The sequence below is a fragment of the Devosia sp. XK-2 genome, from assembly GCF_037113415.1.
Taxonomy (GTDB): domain Bacteria; phylum Pseudomonadota; class Alphaproteobacteria; order Rhizobiales; family Devosiaceae; genus Devosia.
The window spans coordinates 3,734,010-3,757,507 of the sequence record NZ_CP146608.1; the positions used below are offsets into that span (position 1 = coordinate 3,734,010).

A 23,498-nucleotide genomic window follows, 5' to 3' on the forward strand; every position below is an offset into this window, starting at 1 on the left:
TTGGTCGGGCGAGGCCGCCTTATTCGGCAGCGTCTTCCTTGACCACTTCCTTGCCGGTCTCCTGGTCGACGACCTTCATCGACAGGCGGACCTTGCCGCGCTCGTCAAAGCCCAGGAGCTTGACCCAGACCTTGTCGCCTTCCTTGACCACATCGGTGGTCTTGGCAACGCGCTGGTCGGCCAGCTGGCTGATGTGTACCAGGCCGTCCTTGGCGCCGAAGAAGTTGACGAAAGCGCCGAAATCGGCGGTCTTGACCACAGTGCCCTGATAGATGGCATTGACTTCCGGCTCGTCGGTGATCGAGCGGATCCACTTGATGGCGGCTTCGATCTGCGACCCATCCGAGGACGAGACCTTGACGGTGCCGTCGTCTTCGATGTTCACCTTGGCGCCGGTCTTTTCCACGATTTCGCGGATGACCTTGCCGCCGGTGCCGATCACTTCGCGGATCTTGTCGGTCGGGATCTTGAGGGTCTCGATGCGCGGGGCGAACTCGCCCACTTCGCCACGCGAGGCCGACAGCGCCTTGGCCATTTCACCCAGGATGTGGATGCGGCCGTCCTTGGCCTGCGCCAGGGCCTGCTTCATGATCTCCTCGGTGATGCCGGCGATCTTGATGTCCATCTGGAGCGAGGTGACACCCTCTTCCGTGCCGGCCACCTTGAAGTCCATGTCACCCAGGTGATCTTCGTCACCCAGGATGTCGGAGAGAACGGCGAACTTCTCGCCTTCCAGGATCAGGCCCATGGCAATACCGGCCACCGGCTTCTTCATCGGCACACCGGCATCCATCAGCGCCAGCGAAGTGCCGCAGACGGTTGCCATCGAGCTCGAGCCATTGGACTCGGTGATCTCCGAGACCACGCGGATCGTATAGGGGAACTCTTCCATCGAGGGCCGGATCGGGTTGATGGCGCGCCAGGCGAGCTTGCCATGGCCGATTTCGCGGCGGCCGGGCGAACCCATGCGGCCCGCTTCACCCACCGAATAGGGCGGGAAGTTGTAGTGCAGCAGGAAGTTTTCCTTCTTGGTGCCCTCGAGCGAGTCGATGAACTGCTCGTCCTCGGCGGTGCCGAGCGTGGCAACAACCAGCGCCTGGGTCTCGCCGCGGGTGAACACGGCCGAACCATGGGTGCGCGGCAGCACGCCCACTTCGGCCAGGATCGGGCGCACGGTCTTGAGATCACGGCCATCGATGCGGCTGCCGGTGTCCAGGATGTTCCAGCGAACGATCTTGGCCTGGAGGTTGTGCACCACTTCGCCCAGATCTTCCTTGGAGACTTCGCCGGCTTCGATCTTGGCAGCAAAGGCTTCCTTGACCTTGGCATTGGCGGCGTCGACGGCAGCGTAGCGGGCGGCCTTGTCGGTCAGCTTATAGGCGGCGCGCAGATCGGCCTCAGCAAGGGCGAGGACGTCCTTTTCCAGGTCCGAATAATCGGGCGGGGTAAAGTCGCGCGGTTCCTTGGCGGCGAGCTCGGCCAGCTTGATGATGGCGTCGATCACCTGGGCCGAAGCCTTGTGACCGAACATCACGGCGCCCAGCATGACCTCCTCGGAGAGTTCCTTGGCTTCCGATTCAACCATCAGAACGGCATCGGCTGTGCCGGCCATGACGAGGTCGAGCTTGCTGTCGGCACGGCGGTCGATGGCCGGGTTCAGCACATATTCGCCATCGATATAGGCGACGCGGGCCGCACCGATCGGACCCATAAAGGGCACGCCGGAAATGGTGAGGGCTGCCGAGGCGGCGACCATGGCCAGAACGTCAGGATTGTTCTCCATATCGTGCTGGAGAACGGTGACGATGACCTGGGTCTCGTTCTTGTAACCATCGGGGAAGAGCGGGCGGATCGGACGGTCGATAAGACGGCTGGTCAGCGTCTCATTCTCGGTCGGACGGCCTTCACGCTTGAAATAGCCGCCCGGAATCTTGCCGGCGGCGAAGTATTTTTCCTGGTAGTTGACGGTCAGCGGGAAGAAGTCCTGGCCCGGCTTGGGCGACTTGGCGCTGACAACGGTGGCCAGTACGACGGTTTCGCCCAGGGTGGCGAGCACGGCGCCATCGGCCTGGCGGGCCATCTTGCCGGTTTCGAGCGTCAGGGGCTGGCCGCCCCAATTGAGCTCGACCTTGTGGTGATCAAACTTGATCGACATCTTGTTTTTCGTCTTTCCATTCTGCCGGAAGCGCGGGAACGCGGGGTTAGGCTGATGCCCCACGAACGTTTCCGGTGTGCCCGCACTCGGCAATCGCACCCTATGTGCATGCCGGCTCAAAATCAGGCACAGGTTCATCTTTGGCAGGGACAGAACATGGACAAGACAATGAGCCTCTCCAGCAGCGGAAGAAGCCGATAATCCTGCCATGCTCCGGCAATGCCGGCCTATGGCGCCGGACCTTGTTGTCCGGCATGCCCTCTAGAAGGGCAAACCGGCGCGGAAGCCAGGCTCCCGCGCCGGAAAGTCGTCTTTTAGCGACGCAGGCCGAGCTTCTCGATCAACGTCTTGTAGCGGTTCTCGTCAATCCGCTTGAGATAGTCGAGAAGCGAACGACGGGTCGAAACCAGCTTCAGCAGGCCACGGCGGGAATGGTTATCCTTGTTGTGGCCCTTGAAGTGCTCGGTCAGGTTCGAGATACGCTCGGACAGGATCGCGACCTGGACCTCCGGCGAACCGGTATCATTGGCCTTGGTGGCATATTCCTGGATGAGCTGGCTCTTGCGTTCAGCAGTGATCGACATCGGGCATATCCTTTCGAAAAATGAGGATGTTGGTCGCCCCAGCCGGGATGTCGTCCAGGAGGGGCCAATGGTCTTGGCTGGGCCGGGACAGACAAGTCCCGGCGCCGGCTGGCGCTCCTATAGGGCAAAAGGGGGCAAAAGACCAGAATTTATTGGCTTGGCTTCAGGACGGCCTGCGGCCGGGCCAATGGGCGATTTCCGCCTGGAGCGCTTCGCGTAAACCTGGCAATGGTTCTGCTCCTCGGCCTTCGACCCGAGGATCGGAAACGCGACAAAGCAGATATTTGCAATGCGCCGGCGGTGCAATAAAAAGCTGCTGTGCTCTAGCCGGCGCGCGCCGGCTCATCTGGGCGTTCGGCGGCGAATTCGAGATCGAGGGCGCTCAGGGGAATGGCGAAAATCCACTCCACGCCCTCCTCATGAACCTCACGGTCCACCTGGGCACCCAGTGCGCCACCCACCATGGTGCGCAGAACGATCGTGCCGAAGCCGGACCCCTCGCCAACCACCAGCGGCCGGCCCATATGCTCGCGCCAGCGCATCAGAAGCGTGTCCGGGCTGATCTGCCAGCTCAGTTCCAGCCAGCCATCGGGCCCGGAAAGGGCGCCGTGACGGGTGGCATTGGTCGCCAGTTCATGCAGCGCCATGCCCAGAATCTGCGCGCCCTGCGGATTGATGCGGATGGCCGCGCCCTCGACCCTGAGGCGGCTGCTTTCGGGCGGGCGGAACGGGTCCAATTGCTGCTCGACCAGATCGGCCAGCATCACGCCGGCCCGGCCATGGGCCAGCAGCAGGTCGGTCGACCGGGCCAATCCCATGATCCGGCGCTCCAGGGCCGCGACATAGCTGGGAATGTCGGTGGCGCCACGGGCGGTCTGTTTGGCCATGGCTGCAATCACGGCCATCTGGTTTTTCGAACGATGCGCCAATTCGCGCATCAGGAAACGGATGTCGCGGTCCGCAGTCTGGCGCTGCTCGGACGCGTCGGCCAGGGCCCGCGACACTTCGGCAATCTCGGAAATCGGATAGGTGCGCGGATAGACCGCCTCACCGCGGCCCAGCCGCGTCGCATCCAGCCTGAGACCCTGTACCGATCCACCAATGCGGCGGGCGATTATGGCGGCAACACCCGATGCCAATATGGCGATAAACAGGCCCCAAACCCCAAGCTGCAGCACCGATTCCTGCAAGGGCTTCTGCACCTGTGCCGCCGAGGCCCAGGCAATGATACGCCAGCCGGTATAGCCCGAGCGCCATTCGGCCGTCACCACGCGCTCGCCGTCCCATTGTTCCTGCACCCAGGCGTCGTCCGGAACCCCTTCGAGATTCTGGCGGATGGGGAGGATGGAGCCGGTTTCCAGGTCGGAATCGCCAGCCGCCGCAATCACGGCATTGTTGGTGTCGACCAGGGCCGCATGCCAGCCATCAGGCAATTGCCTGGCCTGGAGCGCCGGCACCAGATCGCGTGCATTCTGTGTCATGGTCACCAGGCGCACCGGCGCGAGATCGCTGACCGGCAGCCAGACATTGAACACATAGGCCTGAGCGGTCTGGCCGAAAAATAGCGGCGAGATGGTGGGCACGCCCCGATCGAGGGCGCGTTGCGCCGTCTCTGGGTCCGATGTCAGCCCCAGACTGGTCCCATAGGGGACGCGCGTACTGAGCAATTGCCGAAAATCGGCATCCACGGCGATCAGATAGGACCCGCTGCCGGCAAGGGCACTCAGCGCCCTGTCGTGAAAACTCTCCAGATTGCCGGCCTGCAACGACTGGCTGGTCGAGAGCACACGCAATGTCGTCGCCATGCCGTTGATCTCGCGATCGACCGACTGGCCGATGGCCTGGACCGTGGTATTGGTGAGCGCGGCCAGCACCTTTTGCTGGGCATCGTTGGTGCGGTTGAGCAGCACCAGGGCAACCGCCAGCGCCGGGATCAGAATAGCGAGCACCAGCGCGATAAGATACAGCGCTATTGGATGCCCGCTGGCCCGCGGCGCACTTTTCCCCTTCTGGACCTTCCTGTCCGGCATATGCCCCAGCTTTCCTGCCTGCGCCACAGTGTTACCTGCGGCAGGTTACTCAATACTTGGCACCTGAATCGCTGGCCGGAAAACTTTCGTCTACCGTCTCGTCGGTTTCATCCCAGGTCTCGGGCCGGTCCGCCATGTCTTCCGGCCCGGCATTGCGCACCTGTACCGGTGACTCCTTGGGTCCAGGCTTGTGACCGTTGCGCAAGGCAGCGGCCTTGTCCGATTTATGCTTGTCGTCAACCATGACATTGTCTTCCTCTGAACTCGTACAACACGCGAAAAGCCTGCTGGTTGCAGGGGCATGGCATCTGCGTTCCGGCTCTGGTAAACAGCGCCTCATGAGCAAGACCCAAATCATGCCCCAGACGGCGCCCCGGCGCGTCTTCATCAAGACCTATGGCTGTCAGATGAATGTCTATGACAGCGACCGCATGGCCGATGCCCTGGCCCCGCACGGCTACATGCCGACCCAGGAGATTGCCGAGGCCGATCTGGTGCTGCTCAACACCTGCCATATTCGCGAAAAGGCCAGCGAAAAGGTCTTCTCCGAGCTTGGGCGTTTGAAGGAATTGCAGGGCGAAAAACGTGCCGCCGGCGGCGATATGATGATCGGCGTGGCCGGCTGCGTGGCCCAGGCCGAGGGCGAGGAAATTGCCCGCCGGGCGCCGGTGGTCGATCTGGTCTTTGGTCCCCAGGCTTATCACCGCCTGCCCGATATGCTGGAAAAGGCCCAAAGTCAGCGCCACCTGCATCCGGCGCTCAAAAAAGCGGTGATCGACACCGACTTCCCCGAGGAAGACAAATTTGCCTATCTCCCCGCGGCAAAAAAAGAGGCAACCATTGCCCGGGGCCTGACGGCCTTCCTGACCGTGCAGGAAGGCTGCGATAAATTCTGCTCCTTCTGCGTTGTGCCCTATACGCGTGGCGCTGAAGTCAGCCGCCCGGTGTCCCAGGTGCTCGACGAGGCGCGCCGTCTGGTCGATGCTGGCGTCAAGGAAATCACCCTGCTCGGTCAGAATGTGAACGCCTATCACGGCACCGATGCCAGGGGCCGCGATGTAGGCCTGGGCGAACTCTGCTTCCTTCTGGCCGAAATCGAGGGGCTCGAGCGTCTGCGCTACACCACTAGCCACCCCCGCGACATGGATGATGGTCTCATCGCCGCTCATCGCGACCTACCCTTGCTCATGCCCTATCTGCACCTGCCGGTGCAGTCCGGTTCGGACCGGATTCTGAAAGCCATGAACCGCAAGCACACCGCCGCCGAATATCTCGCCCTGATTGAAAAGATCAAAGCGGCGCGGCCCGACATGGCGCTTTCGGGCGATTTCATCGTCGGCTTCCCCGGCGAAACCGACCAGGATTTCGAGGATACGCTGACCATCATCCGCGAGACCGGTTATGCCTCGGCCTTCTCGTTCAAATATTCCCAGCGCCCTGGTACCCCCGGCGCCGCTTTGGGCGATCAGATTGCTGAAGAGGTCAAGACCGAACGGCTCTATCGTCTGCAGGAACTGGTCACCAGCCAGACCCAGGCCTTCAATGCCTCAATGGTCGGCAAGACGCTGCCGGTTCTGGTTGAACGCGTGGGCCGCATGCCGGGCCAGGTCGGCGGCCGCTCCCCCTATCTACAGGCCGTGCATCTCGACGGTGGCGCGGACCTGATCGGCGCCATCCATCAGGTCGAAATCATCGGCGTCAGCACCAATTCGCTCGAAGGGCGGTTGAAGCGGGCCGTGGCGGCCTGAGGCGTCAAGACCGATGCGCGAACCGGATCGGCCATTTCCGGTGGTGGCCGGACCTTTGCAGCCATTCGAGCCTAGCCCTCATGGCCTTGCCGCCTCAAATCGGTCCACCGGAGCGATTCCGCCGCCTTGCGGACGGGCTGGAGCGTCACAATATTGCTACAGACAACGAACCCAAATCAGCCTAGCCTCGTTATTGTCCGGGCGCTGCACCCTGCGGCGCCCCTTTCGGGAGCCGAGAAAGTTTGAGCAGGCACTTGCCACCCACAGCCGATAACGCCCTCGCATCGCAACTCGAACTCGCCTTTGAAGACAATCGCCTGGCTGCCCAGCTCTATGGCGATTTCGACCAGAACCTCGCCCTCATCGAACAGCGCCTTGCCGTCAGCGCCACGCCGCGCGGCAATCATGTGCTTTTGAAAGGCGCGGCATCCAAGGTCGATCAGGCGCGCCGGGTGCTCGAATCGCTCTATGCCGGCCTCGAAGAGGGTCGCACCATGGACATTGCGGATGTCGATGCGGTGATCCGCATGATCGAGACCGAGGACAGCCAATTGACGCTGCCCACGCTCGAGCGCAAGGGCAAGGTCCGCATGGCCCAGATCGCCACGCGCAAATCCACCATCGTTGCCCGCACCCCTGCGCAGGACGCCTATATGCGCGCCATGGAGCGCAGCGAGCTCGTCTTCGGCACTGGCCCGGCTGGTACCGGCAAGACCTATCTGGCGGTGGCACATGCCGCATCCCTGCTCGAACGGGGCGATATCAATCGCATCATTCTCTCCCGCCCGGCCGTGGAAGCCGGCGAGCGCCTGGGCTTTCTGCCCGGCGACATGAAGGAAAAGGTCGACCCCTATCTGCGCCCGCTTTATGACGCGCTTTATGACATGATGAAGCCCGAAAATGTCGAGCGCTGCATCACATCCGGGATTATCGAGGTCGCCCCGCTCGCCTTCATGCGCGGCCGGACCCTCTCCAATGCCGTGGTCATTCTCGACGAAGCGCAGAACACCACATCGATGCAGATGAAGATGTTCCTGACCCGCCTGGGCGAGAATTCCAAGATGATCGTCACCGGCGACCCTACCCAGGTCGACCTGCCGCGCGGCGAAAAGTCGGGCCTGGTCGAGGCGGTCAAGCTGCTCGACGGCGTCGAGGGCGTCCATATTTCGCGCTTCGGGGACAAGGACGTGGTGCGCCACGCGCTTGTGGGCCGCATCGTTCGGGCCTATGAGCAGGACACCGCGCGCCGCATCGCCGAAAAAGACGGGGACAGGGAAGGCTTGGCGCGGACATTGGGCACCATGCCCCGGAGTTGAACCCCAAGCCGATGCCATCGTCGCCGCCCCTGGAAATCGCCGTCATCCGCAATGCGGAGGGCTGGCCCGCCCATTTCGATGCCCTTGCCGAAAAAGCGGTGCTGGCCGCCCTGGCCGGCGCCAAGGCCCGGATCAAGGGAGCCGCCGAAATTTCGGTGCTCCTCACCGATGATGAGGAGCAGCGCGAACTCAATGCGCAATGGCGCGGAAAAGACAGCGCCACCAATGTGCTGAGCTTTCCTCAGATCGAGCCTTTCGGCCCGGTCATCGGCCTTTTGGGGGATATTACCCTGGCCCGCGAAACGCTCGAGCGTGAGGCCGCCGATCTGGACAAAAGCCTCGATGACCATTTCACCCATCTTATGGTGCATGGATTTCTGCACATTTTAGGGTATGATCACATTGATGAGGCCGAGGCCCTTCAAATGGAGGGGCTGGAAACCCAGATATTGGCAGGGTTGGGGATCGATGATCCCTATGCCGATTGAATTTGCCAGGGAGCCCGCCGGATTTGCAGGGCGTTTCCGGTCTCATTAGGATAGTCAACCAGCCGCCTCACGCGGCACGAGATGAATGAACGATAGCGACAGTAGGGCCCCACGGGTGGCCGAAAACCCCGAGCCTCCCTCTAGTCCCGCCTCCGCGCAAACGCGGGGGCCGAGCCTGTGGAACCGCATCCGCAGCCTGATGGCGCGGACCACGGTGTCCTTGCGCGACGACCTGCAGGTCGCGCTCGAAGAAAGCAATAGCCCGGAAACCGCCGACTTTTCCGAAAGCGAGCGGCTCATCCTGCAAAATGTCCTGAAACTCTCCAAGGTGTCGATCGACGACGTCATGGTCGAGCGTTCCGATATTCAGGCCGTGCCATCCGACATCAATCTGGGCACGCTTCTGGCCCGCTTCCGCCAGGTCGGGCATTCGCGCCTGCCGGTCTATGAGGATGGGCTCGACAATATTGTGGGCTTCATCCACATCAAGGACGCGCTGCAAAAGATCACCGAGCCGGTGACCGACCCCGAAAAGGAAGTGCCGGTCAAACTGCTCTCCACCGCGCTGCGGCAAAAGATCGGCAGATTGGGCATTCTGCGCAAGGCCATGTTCGTGCCCACCTTCATGCCAGCGGCGGACCTCCTGCAATCCATGCGTGCCAGCCGCACCCATATGGCCATCGTGGTCGATGAATATGGCGGTACCGATGGTCTAGTGACCATCGAGGACCTGCTTGAGGCCGTAGTTGGCGAGATCGAGGACGAACATGACGTCACCGAGGCCGCGCTGATCCGCAAGGTTGGCGAAAACACCTATGTCGCCAATGCCCGTGCCGAGCTCGAAGACGTGCAGGCCCTGATCGGCCCCGACTTCGACCCCGGCGACCATGCCGAGGATGTCGATACTATTGGTGGTCTCGTCTTCGACCTGGCCGGTCACGTGCCCAAGCGCGGCGAGCGCGTCAATGGGCTTGATGGCTTCGAATTTGAGGTGCTGGCCGCCGATAGCCGCCGCATCAAGCGGCTGCGCATCCACCGCAAGCGCGATCAGATCGTCGCCGTCGAACCTCTGGCCATCACCGATCAGCGTGCCGTACTGGAAAAGCAGGCGGCGGAGTAAGGTACACCAGGCTCACTCCACCCTCTGTCCCTCCCCCTCAAGGGGAGGGATGCGCAGGTTATTGAAGCCGGTGTTCATCGTCTCCCTCCCCTCGAGGGGGAGGGATTAAGGGTGGGGTGACTATTGAGCCCTACCGGCTCGCCCACTCCAACAAACTCGCCAGGCTCACAAAGGGCACCCCGGCCCGTTCGCTCAGCCCCGAGGCACAGGTCGAAACCGTCGACACACCCAGCTCGCAGCCCTGGGGAATGTCATTGCCCACCCGCCGCGTCGCATGCTCATTGAGCTCGGGCAGGAACAGGCCTTTATCCCCGGCATAACCGCAACAGGTGATGGACGAGAGCACGGCCACCGTGTCGGCACAGGCCGCCGCGACCTTTTCCGTCATCGGCTGTTCGAATAGGCGTTGCGCCGAGCAATTGTGATGCACGGCAAGGCTTTTGAGCCGCTGGGTGATGGTGAGCCTTGGAAGTATATGATCGGCCAGGAATTGCGCTGAATCCACCACCGGCGCATCCCCCGGAAATTCCTTCAAATGCTTGGCGCAGGTCGAGGCGTCGGTCACAACATTCAGCCTGCCCGCATCTGAAAGCCTGGAGAGCTCTGCCTTGAGCGCCCCGCCCACCGCCGCTGCCTGTTCCGGAAACCCCTTGGACTGGAATGGCTGGCCGCAGCATTGGCCATTGAGGTGTTCGGGCACGATGACGTCGTAACCGGCCCGCTCCAGGAGAGCGATCATCGCCGCTGGCGTATCGAGCAGACCGTGATCCGTTTTGGGCGCCCCGAACATGCGGCTCGGGCAGGCCGGGAAATAGACAATGGCCGGCCGGCCGGTCTGCGCGATCGGCACGGGAAAGCCGCTTTTGCGCGGGTCCTGCCGGTTGTCGCGGGCTTTGGGTGCACCTGGCCCATGACGTAGCGCTCGTGACACCCGCGGAATCCCGCCGCCGGTGAGACGTCGTGCCCCATCGGTGATCGCCTCCACAGCCGGCGCCGGCACTATGGTCCGGGCCGCGTCGGCCACGGCAACCCCGCCGCGCATCATGGTTTCCACAGCGCCGCGATGATCGGCGGCAAACCGGGCCATGGAATGGGCCATGCCGCCACGCCGCCGCGCCCGCTCGCCCATGATCATCGTGCCCGTCTCAATGCCCACAGGGCAACGGAGGGAACACAGATTGCACGCCGCGCAGGTATCCATGCCGGCATATTGGAAATCGGCCTCGAAGCGGGCCAGCCGCGTCGGATCTTCGCCGGTGGCGCGCAGCCGCGCTCGCTCGCGGGTCACGGCAATGCGCTGCCGCGGCGTCAGCGTCATGTGATGACTGGGGCAAGCCGGCTCACAAAAACCGCATTCGATACACAGGTCAATGAGCTCGTCCGCGAGCGGCATGACCTTGAGATTCTTGATATGCACCTTGGGGTCGTCATTGAGCAGCACGCCCGGATTGAGCAGCTTTTCCGGATCGAAGATCGCCTTGATGCGATGCATGATCCCATAGGCCTTGGCGCCCCATTCCGCCTCGACAAAGGCGGCGATGGCCCGGCCGGTGCCATGTTCGGCCTTGAGCGAACCGCCATAGCGCACCGAGACCAGCTCAGAAAGCTCGCGGTTGAATAGGTCGAACTTTTCGGCGGCACCCTCTTGGGCAAAATTGTCGCTCATCTGGAAATGCAGATTGCCCGCCAGCGCATGCCCGAAAATGATCGCGTCCTCATAGCCGTGCGCGTCCAGCAGATTGCGCATATCGACCACGAAATCGGCCAGTCTCTCGATCGGCGCGGCCACGTCCTCGGTCAGCATCGAGGTGCCCTTGGGCCGCGCTGCGCCGCCCGAGGTGAAGAACCCTTTGCGGATATCCCACAGGGCATGGCTGCGCGTCATATCGGTCGATAGGTCGATATGCGTCGCCCCATGCCGCCTGAGCAGGTCTTCGGCCTTGGCCACTTCGGCCAGCAATGTGGCTTCGTCCGGCGCCGTCACATCGATCAACACGGCAGGCGAGGTCTCGGTCAGCCAGGGCAGGAGCGGCGCCATGGGCGGCAAATGCTCGACCGTAGCCAGCGCCCGGCGTTCGATATATTCGGCGGCGGTAACCCCCGTCGTCACCTGCACACCGCCATTGGCCATTTCGATAATGGCGCGGCCGGCCGCCTCAGGGTCAGGAAAGGGAATAAGCCCCGTTGCCTTGAACGGATGTTCCGGCACCGTGTTGTAGGTCACCTCCGAGACAAAGCCGAGCGTGCCTTCCGAGCCCACCATGAGGTGAATGAGGATATCGAGCGGGTCGTGATAATCGACCAGCGCATTGAGCGAATAGCCTACCGTATTCTTGATCCGGTACTTGTGCCGAATGAGCGCAACCAGCTCCTCATCTGCCATGATCTCATGATGCAGGTGATGCAGCGCGTCGAGCATGCCGGCATGGCTGGCGCGAAAGGCGTTGCAACTCTCCGCATCGCCAGAATCGAGCATCGTGCCATCGGTTAGGACGATCCGCAGCCGCGCCATGGTGTGATAGGTGTTCTGCGCCACCCCGCAGCACATGCCCGATGAATTATTGTTGACCACCCCGCCAATCTTGCAAGTGGCCTGGCTGGCCGGATCGGGGCCGATCTTCCTGTCGAAGGGTTTGAGCGCGCGATTGGCCTCCGCCACGATGATCGCCGGCCCCAGCGTCACTTGGTCGGCTCCCGGATGAATATCGAGCCTGCGCCAGCCATCGCCCAGAACGGCCAATACGCCGTCCGTCACCGCCTGGCCCGAAAGCGACGTGCCCGCGGCGCGAAAGGTCACCGGCAGGCCCTCGGCCCGGGCCGCCTGGAACACGGCGCGCACATCGTCCTCACAATTGACGAACACCACCACGGCCGGAATGAGACGATAGGAACTGGCATCACCCGACCAGGCATAGGTCATGAGCGGATCGGTGTGGATGGCGCCTTGTACCCGACCTTTGAGACGGGCGGCAACGCGTTCACCGGCGGCGGCGCGTTCAGGATCTGGGGCGTGGGGCTGAAGGGAAAAAGCGGGGTCTTGCTGCATGCATCCTAACTAACATGTTAGCGCCGATTGGTGGAGAGAATTTTGCGTCCATTCTCGGATAGTCGCCTGTCAGCGCCGGCACGTCCGCCTATTTGGCCGGCTTCCAGGCCGGCAATACGGCATGACAGGCGGCCGTGATGCGGCGGATCAGCTCCTCCACGCGGTCTTCTCCGCGCCTTTCCTTGAGCACATATATGCCGGTGACGGCGCGGCGGGGTTCGTCGCGCTGCTGGACCTCGAACAGGCCGCGCCGGGCGAAGTCGTCGCGCATCACATGGGTGTGCACCAGCACCGCATCGGTGGCCAGCGCATAGTCCACACAGGCGGCCAGCGAATTGGTGCGAAAGGCAACGCTGGTGCGGTCAAAGACCGTCTCGACCCGCGTCCGCCGTCGGGCCGGATCGAAAAACCGCTCGTGCCGACTCTCGGCCAATGAACTGATGACGATAGGATAGAGGTCGATTTCGCTCAGGCTCTGTTTGCGCGCCAGCAGCGGGTGCCCTTCGCGCACGAAAAAGCCGTTGTAAATTCGGGTCAGGGGCACGAAATCGGTGCCGATCGCCCCGCTCAAGCCCTCGATTTCATGCGCCAGGAACATGGAAATATCGCCCGAGAGCATCTGGTCCATCAGGCGAAGCTGATTGCCCAGGCTGATCTGCACCGGCGCCTTGGGGAATTCGCGCTGATAGGCGATCACCATATCGCGCAGGAACATGGTCCACCACGAATAGCCCGAACCGATCGAAAGCCCGCGTTCGGCACCGCGCTTCTGGTCGGCAATGGCATTGAGCGTATTGTCATAAAGCCGCTGCATCAGCCGGGCATTTTCGTAAAGCGTCTCCCCGTAGCGCGTCAGCTGCATGCCGCGCGAGGAGCGGTCGAACAATTGCGCCCCCACCGTTTCCTCGAGCTTGTTCATGTTAAAGCTCAACGTGGGCTGGGTGATGAACAGGGCCGTCGCCGCACCGCTGAGCGACCCAGCATCGGCCACCGCTAGAAATTGCGTCAGCAGCTTATCCATCGGCACCCCTCCTCAAGCAGCGTCTCGCTATAGATATTTTCTATATTGTCACCGGAATTTCGTAATTTTCCAATTGGTTTTTTTGCGCCAGTCTTTGCGCTTGAGAGGAGACGGCAATGGCCCGTATGGGCTTCCATACAAGATATTGCCGCCGCAGCGCCTTATATGGTAAGGGCGTAACTGGCTGGTTATTTTGTGATCGGAATTTTGCCATTTGCTCAATCAAAGCCGAGACTGCTAATGGTAGAAACCATCAGCACTGGGCTCACTGGAGTAACCAGTTGGTGAGTTAGCGACGGGGAGGTCGCTGTCCACCTGTCCATTCCGCCAAGCGGAACGGCAACTGTTCATGGGAGGAAAGACATGACAATTCGTATTGGACGCCGTCAGTTCCTGATGGGTTCTTCGGCTCTTCTGGCTGCAGGTGCAGCCGGCGTCAGCCCGGCCTGGGCCCAAAGCACCCTGCGCCAGTTCTTCTGGGGCGGTCAGGCACGCGCGGACCGCACCTATGCGGTCAACGACCTGTTCACCGCCGCCACTGGGACGCCGATGGATTCGAGCTTCCTGGGCTGGGGCGATTACTGGCCCAAGCTGGCCACCGAAACCGCCGGCGGCAATGCCCCCGATATCGTCCAGATGGATTACCGCTATATCGTCGAATACGCCAAGCGCAACGCCATCGCCCCGCTCGACGACTATGTCGGTGGTGCCCTCAAGCTGGACGGTTTCGACCAGGACCAGCTCGAAGGCGGCAAGGTCGATGGCGCGCTCTACGGCATCTCGCTGGGCGCCAATTCGGTGGCACAGCTGGTCAATCTGGCGGCCTTCGAAGAGGCGGGCATCGAGCCGCCCAACCGCGACACCACCTATGACGACATTCGCGCCATGGGCGAAGCCTTCAACTCGGCCAATGTCCGCGGCGGCATCAAGGTCATTGCCGATGGCTCGGGTTCCGAACCCATGCTCGACAACTGGCTGCGCCAGAAGGGCTTGGCCCTCTACACCGCCGACGGCAAGCTGGGCTTTGGCGCCGACGAGGCCATCGAATGGTTCACGCTCTGGAAGGGCTTCCGCGACGACGGCATCTGCGTGGATGCCGAAACCCAGGCACTCGACACCAATGGGCCGCTTGAGACCACCATGGTGGTGCTGGGCAAGGCGGCCATGATGCCGTCCAACTCCAACCAGTTGGTTGCCTACCAGACCCTGATGACCGATCCGCTCACCATCACCAATTATCCGCGCATTGCGCCGGGCGTGGGTGGCGGGCACTACCGCAAGCCCTCCATGTTCTTCTCGGTCGGCGGTTCGTCGGGCAATAAGGAACTGGCCGCCGAATATCTCAGCTTCTTCGTCAACGATCTCGAAGCGGCCAAAGTGCTCGGCGTCGAGCGCGGCATTCCCTGCGTCTCTTCGGTCCGCGAGGCGATTGCGCCTGACCTGAATGACCAGGATCAAATTGCGCTCAACTTCGTGGCCAATCTGGGCGACCTGCTCGGCCCTCTGCCGCCGCCGCCGCCGCCGCTGCCGCGGGCGAGATCGACGCCTCGCTGCTGCGCGTGCTCAGCCAGGAAGTGGCCTTTGGCGCCCGCTCGCCGGAAGATGCCGGCCAGTACTTCGTGACCGAAGCTGCCGCCATCCTCGAGCGCGCTGCCTGATCGGGACGAAACCATGGCCACGCAAGTCGATACGTCCTCCAATGGTACCGGCCGCGTGGCCAGTCCAAGCTTCTGGTCCGGGGTGTGGCAAAACCATGCCCCGGGCTACCTCTTCCTTCTGCCCTGGCTGATCGGCTTTCTCGGCCTGACCATCGGGCCGATCCTCACCTCGCTCTATCTCAGCTTCACCGATTTCGACCTGCTCACCGCGCCCGATTGGGTGGGTACCGACAATTATGTCCGCATGTTCACCAATGACCCGAAATTTGCCGCCTCCATGCGGGTCACCTTCGTCTTCGTGATTTTTTCGGTGCCGCTCAAGCTCGCCTTCGCCCTCGGCGTGGCGCTGCTGCTCAATCGCGGCATGAAAGGCCTGCCGCTTTACCGCGCCCTGTTCTACCTGCCCAGCCTGCTCGGCGCCTCGGTGGCCATTGCCATTCTCTGGCGCCAGATTTTCGCCGGCAATGGGCTGGTCAATCAGTTCCTCGCCAATTTCGGCATCCAGGGCCCAAGCTGGATTTCCAATCCCAATTATTCGCTCTGGACCCTGATTATCCTCGCCATCTGGCAGTTCGGCTCGCCCATGATCATCTTCCTCGCCGGTCTCAGGCAGATCCCCCAGGACATGTACGAGGCGGCGAGCCTGGACGGCGCCGGCAAGTGGCGTCAGTTCTGGAAAATCACCCTGCCCATGCTGACCCCGGTGGTGTTCTTCAACGCCATCATTCAGACCATCGAAGCCTTCAAGAGCTTCACTCCGTCCTTCATCATCTCGGCGGGCACGGGCGGGCCGATCAACTCGACCCTGTTCTATACCCTCAATCTCTATAACGAGGCCTTCGGCTTCTTCCGCATGGGCTATGCCTCGGCGCTGGCCTGGGTGCTCTTGGCCATTGTCGCCCTCTTTACCGCCTTCTCGTTCCTGACGTCGAAATATTGGGTGCATTATGACGACTGATGCAGAACGCCTCACCGTCGTGACCGCGACCTCGCCAGGGCGCCGCCGCCTGTTCTCGATCCTGGCGCATGTTTTGCTGATCGGCGTCTCGATCATCATGCTCTATCCGCTGCTCTGGCTGCTGGCGGCGTCCTTCCGTCCGGAAAACGAGATCTTTACCTCGGGCGTCTCGATCATGCCCTCGGTCAATTGGAGCTTTGACTCCTATTTCAGGGGCTGGAATGGCCTGAGGATCGGCTTCGGCCAGCTCTTCATCAATTCCTTCGTCATCTCGGCCCTCTCGGTGATCGGCAATCTGATCGCCTGTTCATTGGCGGCCTATGCCTTCGCCCGGCTCGAATTTGCCGGCCGGCGCTTCTGGTTCGCCATGATGCTGATGACGCTGATGCTGCCCTATCAGGTGACGCTCATTCCCCAATATGTGCTGTTCCTGAACCTGGGCTGGGTCAACACCATCCTGCCCCTGGTCGTGCCCAAATTCCTGGCTGCCGATGCCTTCTTCATTTTCCTCATGGTGCAGTTCTTCCGCGGCATTCCGCGCGAACTGGACGAAGCCGCGCGCATGGATGGGGCCGGCCCCTGGCGCATTTATTGGAAGATCATGCTGCCGCTCTCCACCCCCGTGCTGGCGACCGCGGCAATCTTCACCTTCATCTGGACCTGGGACGACTTCTTCGGCCCGTTGATCTATCTCAGCGATCTGCGCCAATATACCGTCATGCTGGGCCTTCGGACCTTCACCGACAATACCGGCATGTCCGACTATGGCGGCATGTTTGCCATGAGCGTGCTCAGTCTGGTGCCGATCTTCGTCTTCTTCCTCCTCTTCCAGCGGCTGCTCATCGAGGGCATCGCAACCACCGGTATGAAACGCTAAATCTATGTCTGACATTAAATTCGCCGCTATCGGCATCAACCACGCGCATATTTACGGGCAGGTGGATTGTTTGAAGCGCGCGGGCGCCCAGTTCGTCGCCTTCCACGCCCCCGAGGACGATCTTGCAAAGACCTTCGGCGAAAAATATCCCGAGGCCAGGCGCGTTGCCGATCCGGCGGCCATCCTGGAGGATGCCTCCATCCAGGTGGTCGTGACCGCCGCCATTCCCGGCGATCGCGCCGATATCTGCCTTGCGGCCATGCGTCACGGCAAGGACGTGCTGACCGACAAGCCCGGCATGACCACTTTCGCCCAGCTTGACGAAATCCAGCGGGTGCAAAAGGAAACCGGCCGCATCTTCTCGGTGCTCTATTCGGAACATTTCGAGGTCCCCGCCGCTGTCGAAGCGGGCAATCTCATCGCCTCGGGCGCTATCGGCCAGGTGGTCAACACGGTTGGCCTCGGTCCGCATTCGCTGCGCCTCAACAACCGTCCCGACTGGTTCTTCACGCGCAAGCGCTATGGCGGCATCCTGTGCGACATTGCCAGCCACCAGTTCGAGCAATTCCTGTTCTTCTCTGGCGCCATGGATGGCGAAGTGGTCTCGGCCAGCGTCGCCAATCGCGGCCATGCCGACAAGCCGGGCCTGCAGGATGTGGGGGATGCCCATGTGCGCACGGCCAATACCTCGGGCTATATTCGGGTCGACTGGTTCACCCCGGAAGGCCTGCCCACCTGGGGCGACGGGCGCCTGACCATTTTGGGCACTGAGGGCTATATCGAATTGAGAAAATATATCGATATCGCCGGCCGCCCCGGCGAGAACCACCTCTTCCTCGTCGACAAAAAGGGTGTGCAGCATATCGACTGCTCCAATGTCGACCTGCCCTTCGGCCGGCAATTCCTCGATGATGTGCGCAACCGCACCGAAACGGCAATGCCGCAACAGCGCTGCTACAATGCCATGAAGCTGGCGCTGACCGCTCAGCAGATGGCCGAGACCGGAACGGAGTGGGCCCAATGAGCCGGGTGTTGAACGTCGCCGTCGTCGGCTGCGGCATTGGCCGCTCGCATATTGTCGAGGGCTATCTGCCCAATGCCGATAAGTTCAAGGTCGCCGCGCTGTGCGATCTCAACCCCGAACGGCTCGTAGAGGTCGGTGAGGAATTCGGCATCGAGCGCCGCGTGGTCAATTTCGACGATCTCCTGGCCATGGACGATATCGACGTCATCGATGTCTGCACCCCGCCCGGCGCCCATTTCATGATGGTCACCGAGGCGCTCAAGGCCGGCAAGCATGTCGTGTGCGAAAAGCCGCTGGTCGGCTCGCTCCAGGATGTCGATGCCATTATCGAGGTCGAAAAAGCGGCCAAGGGCAAGCTGATGCCGGTTTTCCAATACCGCTTCGGCAATGGCATCGAACAGGCCAAGACCATTATCGATGCCGGCATTGCCGGAAAGCCCTATTGCGGCACGGTCGAAACCATGTGGCGCCGCGAGGCCCCCTATTATGCCGTGCCCTGGCGCGGCAAGTGGAAGACCGAGCTGGGCGGCGTCCTCATGGGCCACGCCATCCACCCGCACGATATCTTCACCTATCTCATGGGCGATATTGCCAAGGTCTTTGGCCGCGTTGCCACCCGCGTCAACCCGATCGAGGTGGAAGATACCATTTCCGCTTCGCTCGAAATGAAGTCCGGTGCGCTGGCCAGCTTCACCGCTACGCTGGGCTCGGTCGACGAGATCACCCGCATCCGGCTGCAATTTGAAAACGTCACTATCGAGAGCGACCACGCCCCCTATAATCCGGGCAAGGAGCTCTGGAAAATCCTGCCGCGCAATGACGAGGTCAAGGCGCGGATCGACCAGGCCCTTGCCAATTGGCAACATGTGCCCAGCCGTTTCCAGACGCAGATGGCCCGTTTCCACGACGCGATCTTTGCCAAGGGCGAATTGCCGGTCACCAGTGCCGATAGCCGTCGCGCCCTCGAATTGGTCACCGCCTTTTATCATTCCTCGTCCACCCATTCCGAAGTCACGCTGCCGCTCGGCCCCGATCACCCGCTCTATCAGAGCTGGGTGCCGGCCGAGTTCCGCTAACCGCCGGGAGACAAGACCATGGCTACTTCCATTCAGTTGCGGCAGATCAGCAAAGCCTATGGCGATGTGCAGGTCATCCATGGGGTGGATCTCACCATCGAGCCGGGCGACTTCACTGTCTTTGTCGGTCCCTCCGGCTGCGGCAAGTCCACCCTTTTGCGCATGATTGCCGGGCTCGAGCCGATCACCGGCGGTGACCTCTTGATCGACGGCCAGCGCATGAACGAGGTGCCGGCGGCCAAGCGTGGCATCGCCATGGTGTTCCAGTCCTATGCGCTCTATCCGCATATGAGCGTCTATCAGAACCTGGCTTTCGGCCTCGAAACGGCAAAAATGCCCAAACCCGAGATCGAGGCCCGCGTGCAGAGGGCGGCCGAGATCCTCAAGATCGAGCCGCTTTTGAAGCGCAAGCCCAAGCAGCTTTCCGGCGGCCAGCGCCAGCGGGTGGCTATTGGCCGCGCCATTGTGCGCGAGCCGAAGATCTTCCTCTTCGACGAGCCGCTCTCCAATCTCGATGCCGAATTGCGCGTCGCCATGCGCGTCGAAATCGCCAAGCTGCACAATGATCTGGGAAACACCATGATCTATGTGACACACGATCAGGTGGAAGCCATGACCATGGCCGACAAGATCGTGGTGCTGCGTTCGGGCGTCATCGAACAGGCTGGCGCGCCGCTCGAACTCTACAACAATCCGCGCAATCTCTTTGTGGCCGGCTTTATCGGCTCGCCAAAGATGAATTTCCTGACCACGAGCGCGCAGGGCAATGCGCTGCAAATCGGCGGCGTCGGTCTTGATCTGGGCCGCGATGCCACCGGCGCCACCGTCCTGGGCATCCGCCCCGAGCACATCACCATTGCCGAGGGCTCGGGCATCAAATTCGCCGATGTCATTGTCGACCTGGTCGAAAATCTCGGTGGCCAGACCGTGGTCTATGCCACCACCAAGGACGGCCAGGCGCTTACCATCGTGCTCGAAGGGCAGCGCAATGTGGCGCTGGGCTCGACCATCGGCGCCTATCTCGATCCCGCCAAGGCCCATATTTTCGACGCTCAAGGCGTGGCGATCCGGTAAAGCCGGTCGGGCAGGCGGCAAAGGCATCGGCCGGATGGAGCGCATCTCCACCCGGCCGAGCCAGGGCCGATCCTGAAATAAGGCTCAGCTCTATCCGCCGATCAGCGTGCCAAAGAAGGCGCGGATATCCTCGATCAGCAGGTCGGGCGTCTCCGATGCCGCGAAATGGCCACCACGCGGCATTTCCGTCCAATGCACGATATTGTTGGAGCGCTCGGCAAAGGCGCGAACCGACCGGAAATCCTCGGGAAATACGGCGACCCCGGTGGGCGTGGGATTGTTCAGTTCGCGGTATCCGGCGCCGGTCTGGGTGTCTTCATAATAGACATTTGCGGCCGATCCACTGGTGCCGGTAAACCAGTAGATGGCGTTGGTTGTCAGATAAAGGTCGCGATCGATGTGACCCACGCCACCCCCTTCAAAGCCGAACCATAGTTCGGCATTCCAGGCCAATTGACCCACGGGGGAATCGACCAGGCCATAGGCGAGTGTGGCCGGCCGCTTGGATTGGATGGCCTGGTAGCCGCCATATTTCTCGAAATTGGCCAGGTTCGCCATGCCTTCCATCTCGAAGGGGCTGAGCTTGTCCATCTCGCCCGGTTGCCCGGATGGAAAGGCGAAAATCTGCAACAGATGCGCGCCGACCAGCCCCTCTGGCGCCAGAATACCCAGTTCGCGAACGACCAATGCGCCCGCATCGCCGCCATGGGCGCCGTAGCGCTCATAGCCGAGCCCCTTCATCAGCGTGTCCCAGGCCTTTGCGGTGCGGGCGCTGTCCCAGCCGGTTGACCGCAATGGGCTCGAAAAGCCGAAACCGGGCAGGGAGGGAATGACCACGTCGAAAGCAATGGCGCCGTCCAATCCATGGGCCTCCGGATCGGTCAACGGGCCGACAAGGCTGAGATATTCGGCAAAGCTGCCCGGCCAGCCATGGGTCAGGATCAGGGGGAGGGCGTCGGCGCGCGGCGATTTGACATGGACGAAATGGATGGGCTGTCCATCGATTTCGGTCATGAAATGCGGATAGCGATTAAGGTCGCTCTCATGCTTGCGCCAGTCATAATCGCGCTGCCAATAATCGGCGAGCTCCTTGATGAAATGGTGCGGTTGGCCCCGCGTCCAGTCATCTGTGACGGCCTGGGGAAAGCGCGTGCGCGCCAGGCGATCCTTGAGATCGGTGAGATCGGCCTCGGGAATGTCGATCTTGAACGGGGTAATCGAAAGCATTTGCTGTTTCTCCTGTGCTTTGGTGAAGGCGGATTGGCTGGCAATGGCGGCAGCGAGCGAGAGCGCTCCCTTGGTGAAGCCGCGGCGTGTGATGGTCATGCTGTCCTCCTTGGAGACGCGTTTTCTGGTGCCGGGCCAAGAGGGCCAGGCATTGGGTTGAGCGACCTATGGATGGGAACCCGCATCTGCGGGGGTGGGCTGTCCCGGGTTTAGAGCGTAAGCGTGCCGGTCATCACCACCACGCCGGCGCCCGAGATTTCCGGCATCGGGTCGAGGCTGACGCGGATAATGCTGGGCCGGCCCATTCTGGCACCCTGTTCGATCTCCACCGCGCCCGAGGTCAGGCCCTCACGGTCGAGATAGGCGGCCAAGGGTCCAGCCGCCGTGCCGGTGGCGGCATCCTCCCACAGCCCTACTGTGGGATTGAAGAACCGGGCATAGATGCGCCCGGGTCGGTCGGGGTCCAGAGCATAGATATAGCACCCTTCCGCGCCTGCTCCGGCCAGCACTTTCAAGAGGCTTCTGGCGGCCGGCTCCGCCCGATCCACGCTGGCCGGATCCGTCAGACCGACCAGAAGGTGGGCCACGCCCGCATCGGCGACACGGGGTGCCGGGTGCACAAGCACCTCTTCGGGGGAAAGACCCAGCGCGGCCGTCAAGGGCACTATGTCCCTAAGGGGAGGGTGCAGCTTGAGCGCCGATTGTTTCATATGGCCATAGATGCGCCCATCGACCGGGCGGAGCTCGACATCGAGGATTTCCCCGCCGATCTCCTGGCGAAATCGCCGCGCCGAACCGATCGGCCCGAGCGTGCCCTTCTCGGCCAGCCAGAGCCAGGCTCCCAGGCTGTTATGCCCGGCGCCGCCTACCTCCGCACCCGCGGCGGTGAAGGAGCGCAGCTTCCGGTCGGCGCGCTCGCTCTTCATGATGAAGGTCGTTTCGGCCTGATTGAACTCGCGCGCGATCCGCCGCATCTCGGTCTCGGACAAAGCATCGGCATCCTCCACGACCGCCAGCGGATTACCGGTCAGCGCGGTATCGGCGAATACATCGATCAGTCCGGCAATCAGGACTTGACTGCGTGATGGCGATGACATGGCGTGGTCTCCTGTGATCTGACAAGAACCAGTCTGCGCCGTTGCGGTCCGATAGCAAAACGCGCATTGTTTGCGCATATGACAAGGAGAACTTGCCATTCGTCCGTCGCTGGAATCGCTTCGGATATTCGAGGTCTGCGTCGCGGCGGGCAGCTTTGTCAGCGCCGCCGACCGGCTTGCCTTGACGCCTGCGGCGGTGAGCCTGCGCATCCGCACGCTTGAGGCCGAACTCGGACAGGCCTTGTTCACCCGTGTCGGCCGCCGGGTGGTACCGACCGCGGCCGCGGTCGCATTGGCCGGTCAGATCCGTCGCGCCCTCAATAATATCAACGACGCGGTCGGCGCCTTTCAGGCGGCCGCAGCGCCCATTCGCGTCACCGCGCCCCCGACCTTTGCCGGTCGCTGGCTGGCCCCGCGTCTGGCGAGCTACCAGGCCCATGGCAATGCGACCATTGCGCTCGATATTTCTTCGGACCTGCGGGACTCGTCCGACTTCGATGTCGCGATCCGGACTGGCCGGGGCGGTTGGGACGGGCTAGACGAATATGCCCTGATGCCGGTCGATGTAACGCCTATGCTGGCGCCATCGCTGCTGGCCGGCCGCTCACTGGCCAATGCTGGGGACCTGGCCGATTTCGATCTCTTGCCGCATCCCGATTGGGGCAAGTGGTTCGCCCGGGCCGAATGCCCCATGCCTGCCGATCTTCGCTTTGTCGGCGTCGATTTTTCCATTTTCGAACTCATCGCCAATGCGGCCACATCCGCCATGGGCGTCGCACTGCTCTCGCCCGTCCTGTTCCGGCCGCTCCTGGATAGCGGGCAACTGGTGGCGCCATTGGACACGGTGCTGAAGGGGCCCGATTGGTACTTTGCGCTGATCCGCGAGGGCGATCAGCGGCTGGGGCCGCGTGCCTTTTGCGACTGGCTGCGCCAGGAGGTCGGGCAAACCGCCTGATAGAGCAGGCCATTTGCGGGCCGTCAGGGTCGAGTGCCGGTCCG

General features: G+C 62.2%; 18 protein-coding genes and 1 pseudogene. 11 read left to right on the forward strand and 8 right to left on the reverse strand.

The window, feature by feature from the left end:
* Positions 1 to 19 precede the first annotated feature (19 nt).
* The 4 genes from pnp to V8Z65_RS18415 form a co-directional block, all read right to left on the reverse strand.
* Positions 20 to 2,155 (reverse strand): polyribonucleotide nucleotidyltransferase, encoded by a 2,136-nt coding sequence (gene pnp / locus V8Z65_RS18400; RefSeq protein WP_338721641.1) that lies wholly within the window; start codon positions 2,153 to 2,155, stop codon positions 20 to 22.
* Between the two features lie 314 nt (positions 2,156 to 2,469).
* Positions 2,470 to 2,808: a 30S ribosomal protein S15 gene (gene rpsO, locus V8Z65_RS18405; protein ID WP_338724076.1), complete on the reverse strand. Its 339-nt coding sequence runs from the start codon at positions 2,806 to 2,808 to the stop codon at positions 2,470 to 2,472.
* Between the two features lie 254 nt (positions 2,809 to 3,062).
* Positions 3,063 to 4,769, reverse strand: coding sequence for a sensor histidine kinase (locus tag V8Z65_RS18410; protein ID WP_338721642.1), 1,707 nt, complete (start codon positions 4,767 to 4,769; stop codon positions 3,063 to 3,065).
* Between the two features lie 49 nt (positions 4,770 to 4,818).
* Positions 4,819 to 5,013, reverse strand: coding sequence for a hypothetical protein (locus V8Z65_RS18415; protein ID WP_338721643.1), 195 nt, complete (start codon positions 5,011 to 5,013; stop codon positions 4,819 to 4,821).
* A gap of 94 nt (positions 5,014 to 5,107) precedes the next feature.
* Between V8Z65_RS18415 and miaB the strand changes: the two genes are divergently transcribed.
* The 4 genes from miaB (at position 5,108) to V8Z65_RS18435 (ending at position 9,441) form a co-directional block, all read left to right on the forward strand.
* Entirely contained in the window at positions 5,108 to 6,517 is a 1,410-nt protein-coding gene (gene miaB, locus V8Z65_RS18420) for a tRNA (N6-isopentenyl adenosine(37)-C2)-methylthiotransferase MiaB (protein WP_338721644.1), read from the forward strand.
* A gap of 254 nt (positions 6,518 to 6,771) precedes the next feature.
* Positions 6,772 to 7,833, forward strand: a complete 1,062-nt coding sequence (locus V8Z65_RS18425; RefSeq protein WP_338721645.1) for a PhoH family protein — start codon at positions 6,772 to 6,774, stop codon at positions 7,831 to 7,833.
* Between the two features lie 11 nt (positions 7,834 to 7,844).
* Positions 7,845 to 8,321: an rRNA maturation RNase YbeY gene (ybeY, locus tag V8Z65_RS18430; protein WP_338721646.1), complete on the forward strand. Its 477-nt coding sequence runs from the start codon at positions 7,845 to 7,847 to the stop codon at positions 8,319 to 8,321.
* A gap of 199 nt (positions 8,322 to 8,520) precedes the next feature.
* Positions 8,521 to 9,441 carry a hemolysin family protein gene (locus tag V8Z65_RS18435; RefSeq protein ID WP_338721648.1) on the forward strand — a complete coding sequence of 307 codons (921 nt, stop codon included), beginning with the start codon at positions 8,521 to 8,523 and terminating at the stop codon, positions 9,439 to 9,441.
* Between the two features lie 130 nt (positions 9,442 to 9,571).
* On the opposite strand, the gene V8Z65_RS18440 is transcribed toward V8Z65_RS18435, so the two are convergent.
* Positions 9,572 to 12,487 (reverse strand): FAD-binding and (Fe-S)-binding domain-containing protein, encoded by a 2,916-nt coding sequence (locus V8Z65_RS18440; protein WP_338721649.1) that lies wholly within the window; start codon positions 12,485 to 12,487, stop codon positions 9,572 to 9,574.
* Positions 12,488 to 12,575: 88 nt separating this feature from the next.
* Complete coding sequence (locus tag V8Z65_RS18445; RefSeq protein WP_338721650.1) at positions 12,576 to 13,508, reverse strand: LysR family transcriptional regulator; 933 nt, start codon at positions 13,506 to 13,508, stop codon at positions 12,576 to 12,578.
* A 363-nt stretch (positions 13,509 to 13,871) separates the two neighbouring features.
* On the opposite strand from V8Z65_RS18445, the pseudogene V8Z65_RS18450 reads away from it, so the two are divergent.
* From V8Z65_RS18450 to ugpC, 6 genes and pseudogenes are all read left to right on the forward strand, one after another.
* Positions 13,872 to 15,166 (forward strand): annotated as a pseudogene (locus tag V8Z65_RS18450) (extracellular solute-binding protein).
* A gap of 13 nt (positions 15,167 to 15,179) precedes the next feature.
* Complete coding sequence (locus V8Z65_RS18455) at positions 15,180 to 16,124, forward strand: sugar ABC transporter permease (protein WP_338721651.1); 945 nt, start codon at positions 15,180 to 15,182, stop codon at positions 16,122 to 16,124.
* The gene (locus V8Z65_RS18460; RefSeq protein ID WP_338721652.1) at positions 16,114 to 17,001 is read left to right on the forward strand and encodes a carbohydrate ABC transporter permease; all 888 of its coding nucleotides are present in this window, start codon (positions 16,114 to 16,116) and stop codon (positions 16,999 to 17,001) included. The genes V8Z65_RS18455 and V8Z65_RS18460 overlap by 11 nt, the downstream gene beginning before the upstream one ends.
* Before the next feature lie 4 nt (positions 17,002 to 17,005).
* A complete protein-coding gene (locus V8Z65_RS18465; RefSeq protein ID WP_338721653.1) occupies positions 17,006 to 18,025 on the forward strand; it encodes a Gfo/Idh/MocA family oxidoreductase in 1,020 nt (339 codons plus the stop codon).
* Complete coding sequence (locus tag V8Z65_RS18470; RefSeq protein WP_338721654.1) at positions 18,022 to 19,101, forward strand: Gfo/Idh/MocA family oxidoreductase; 1,080 nt, start codon at positions 18,022 to 18,024, stop codon at positions 19,099 to 19,101. Before V8Z65_RS18465 ends, V8Z65_RS18470 begins: the two co-directional genes overlap by 4 nt.
* A gap of 18 nt (positions 19,102 to 19,119) precedes the next feature.
* Positions 19,120 to 20,175: a sn-glycerol-3-phosphate ABC transporter ATP-binding protein UgpC gene (gene ugpC, locus V8Z65_RS18475; RefSeq protein WP_338721656.1), complete on the forward strand. Its 1,056-nt coding sequence runs from the start codon at positions 19,120 to 19,122 to the stop codon at positions 20,173 to 20,175.
* 90 nt (positions 20,176 to 20,265) lie between these two features.
* On the opposite strand, the gene V8Z65_RS18480 is transcribed toward ugpC, so the two are convergent.
* The gene (locus tag V8Z65_RS18480) at positions 20,266 to 21,501 is read right to left on the reverse strand and encodes an epoxide hydrolase family protein (protein ID WP_338721658.1); all 1,236 of its coding nucleotides are present in this window, start codon (positions 21,499 to 21,501) and stop codon (positions 20,266 to 20,268) included.
* A gap of 110 nt (positions 21,502 to 21,611) precedes the next feature.
* On the reverse strand, positions 21,612 to 22,499 hold the full coding sequence (locus V8Z65_RS18485) for a PhzF family phenazine biosynthesis protein (RefSeq protein ID WP_338721659.1): 888 nt from the start codon (positions 22,497 to 22,499) through the stop codon (positions 21,612 to 21,614).
* A 97-nt stretch (positions 22,500 to 22,596) separates the two neighbouring features.
* Here V8Z65_RS18485 and V8Z65_RS18490 point away from each other — a divergent pair, with 97 nt between their 5' ends.
* On the forward strand, positions 22,597 to 23,454 hold the full coding sequence (locus V8Z65_RS18490; protein WP_338724077.1) for a LysR substrate-binding domain-containing protein: 858 nt from the start codon (positions 22,597 to 22,599) through the stop codon (positions 23,452 to 23,454).
* The last annotated feature ends 44 nt before the right edge of the window (positions 23,455 to 23,498 follow it).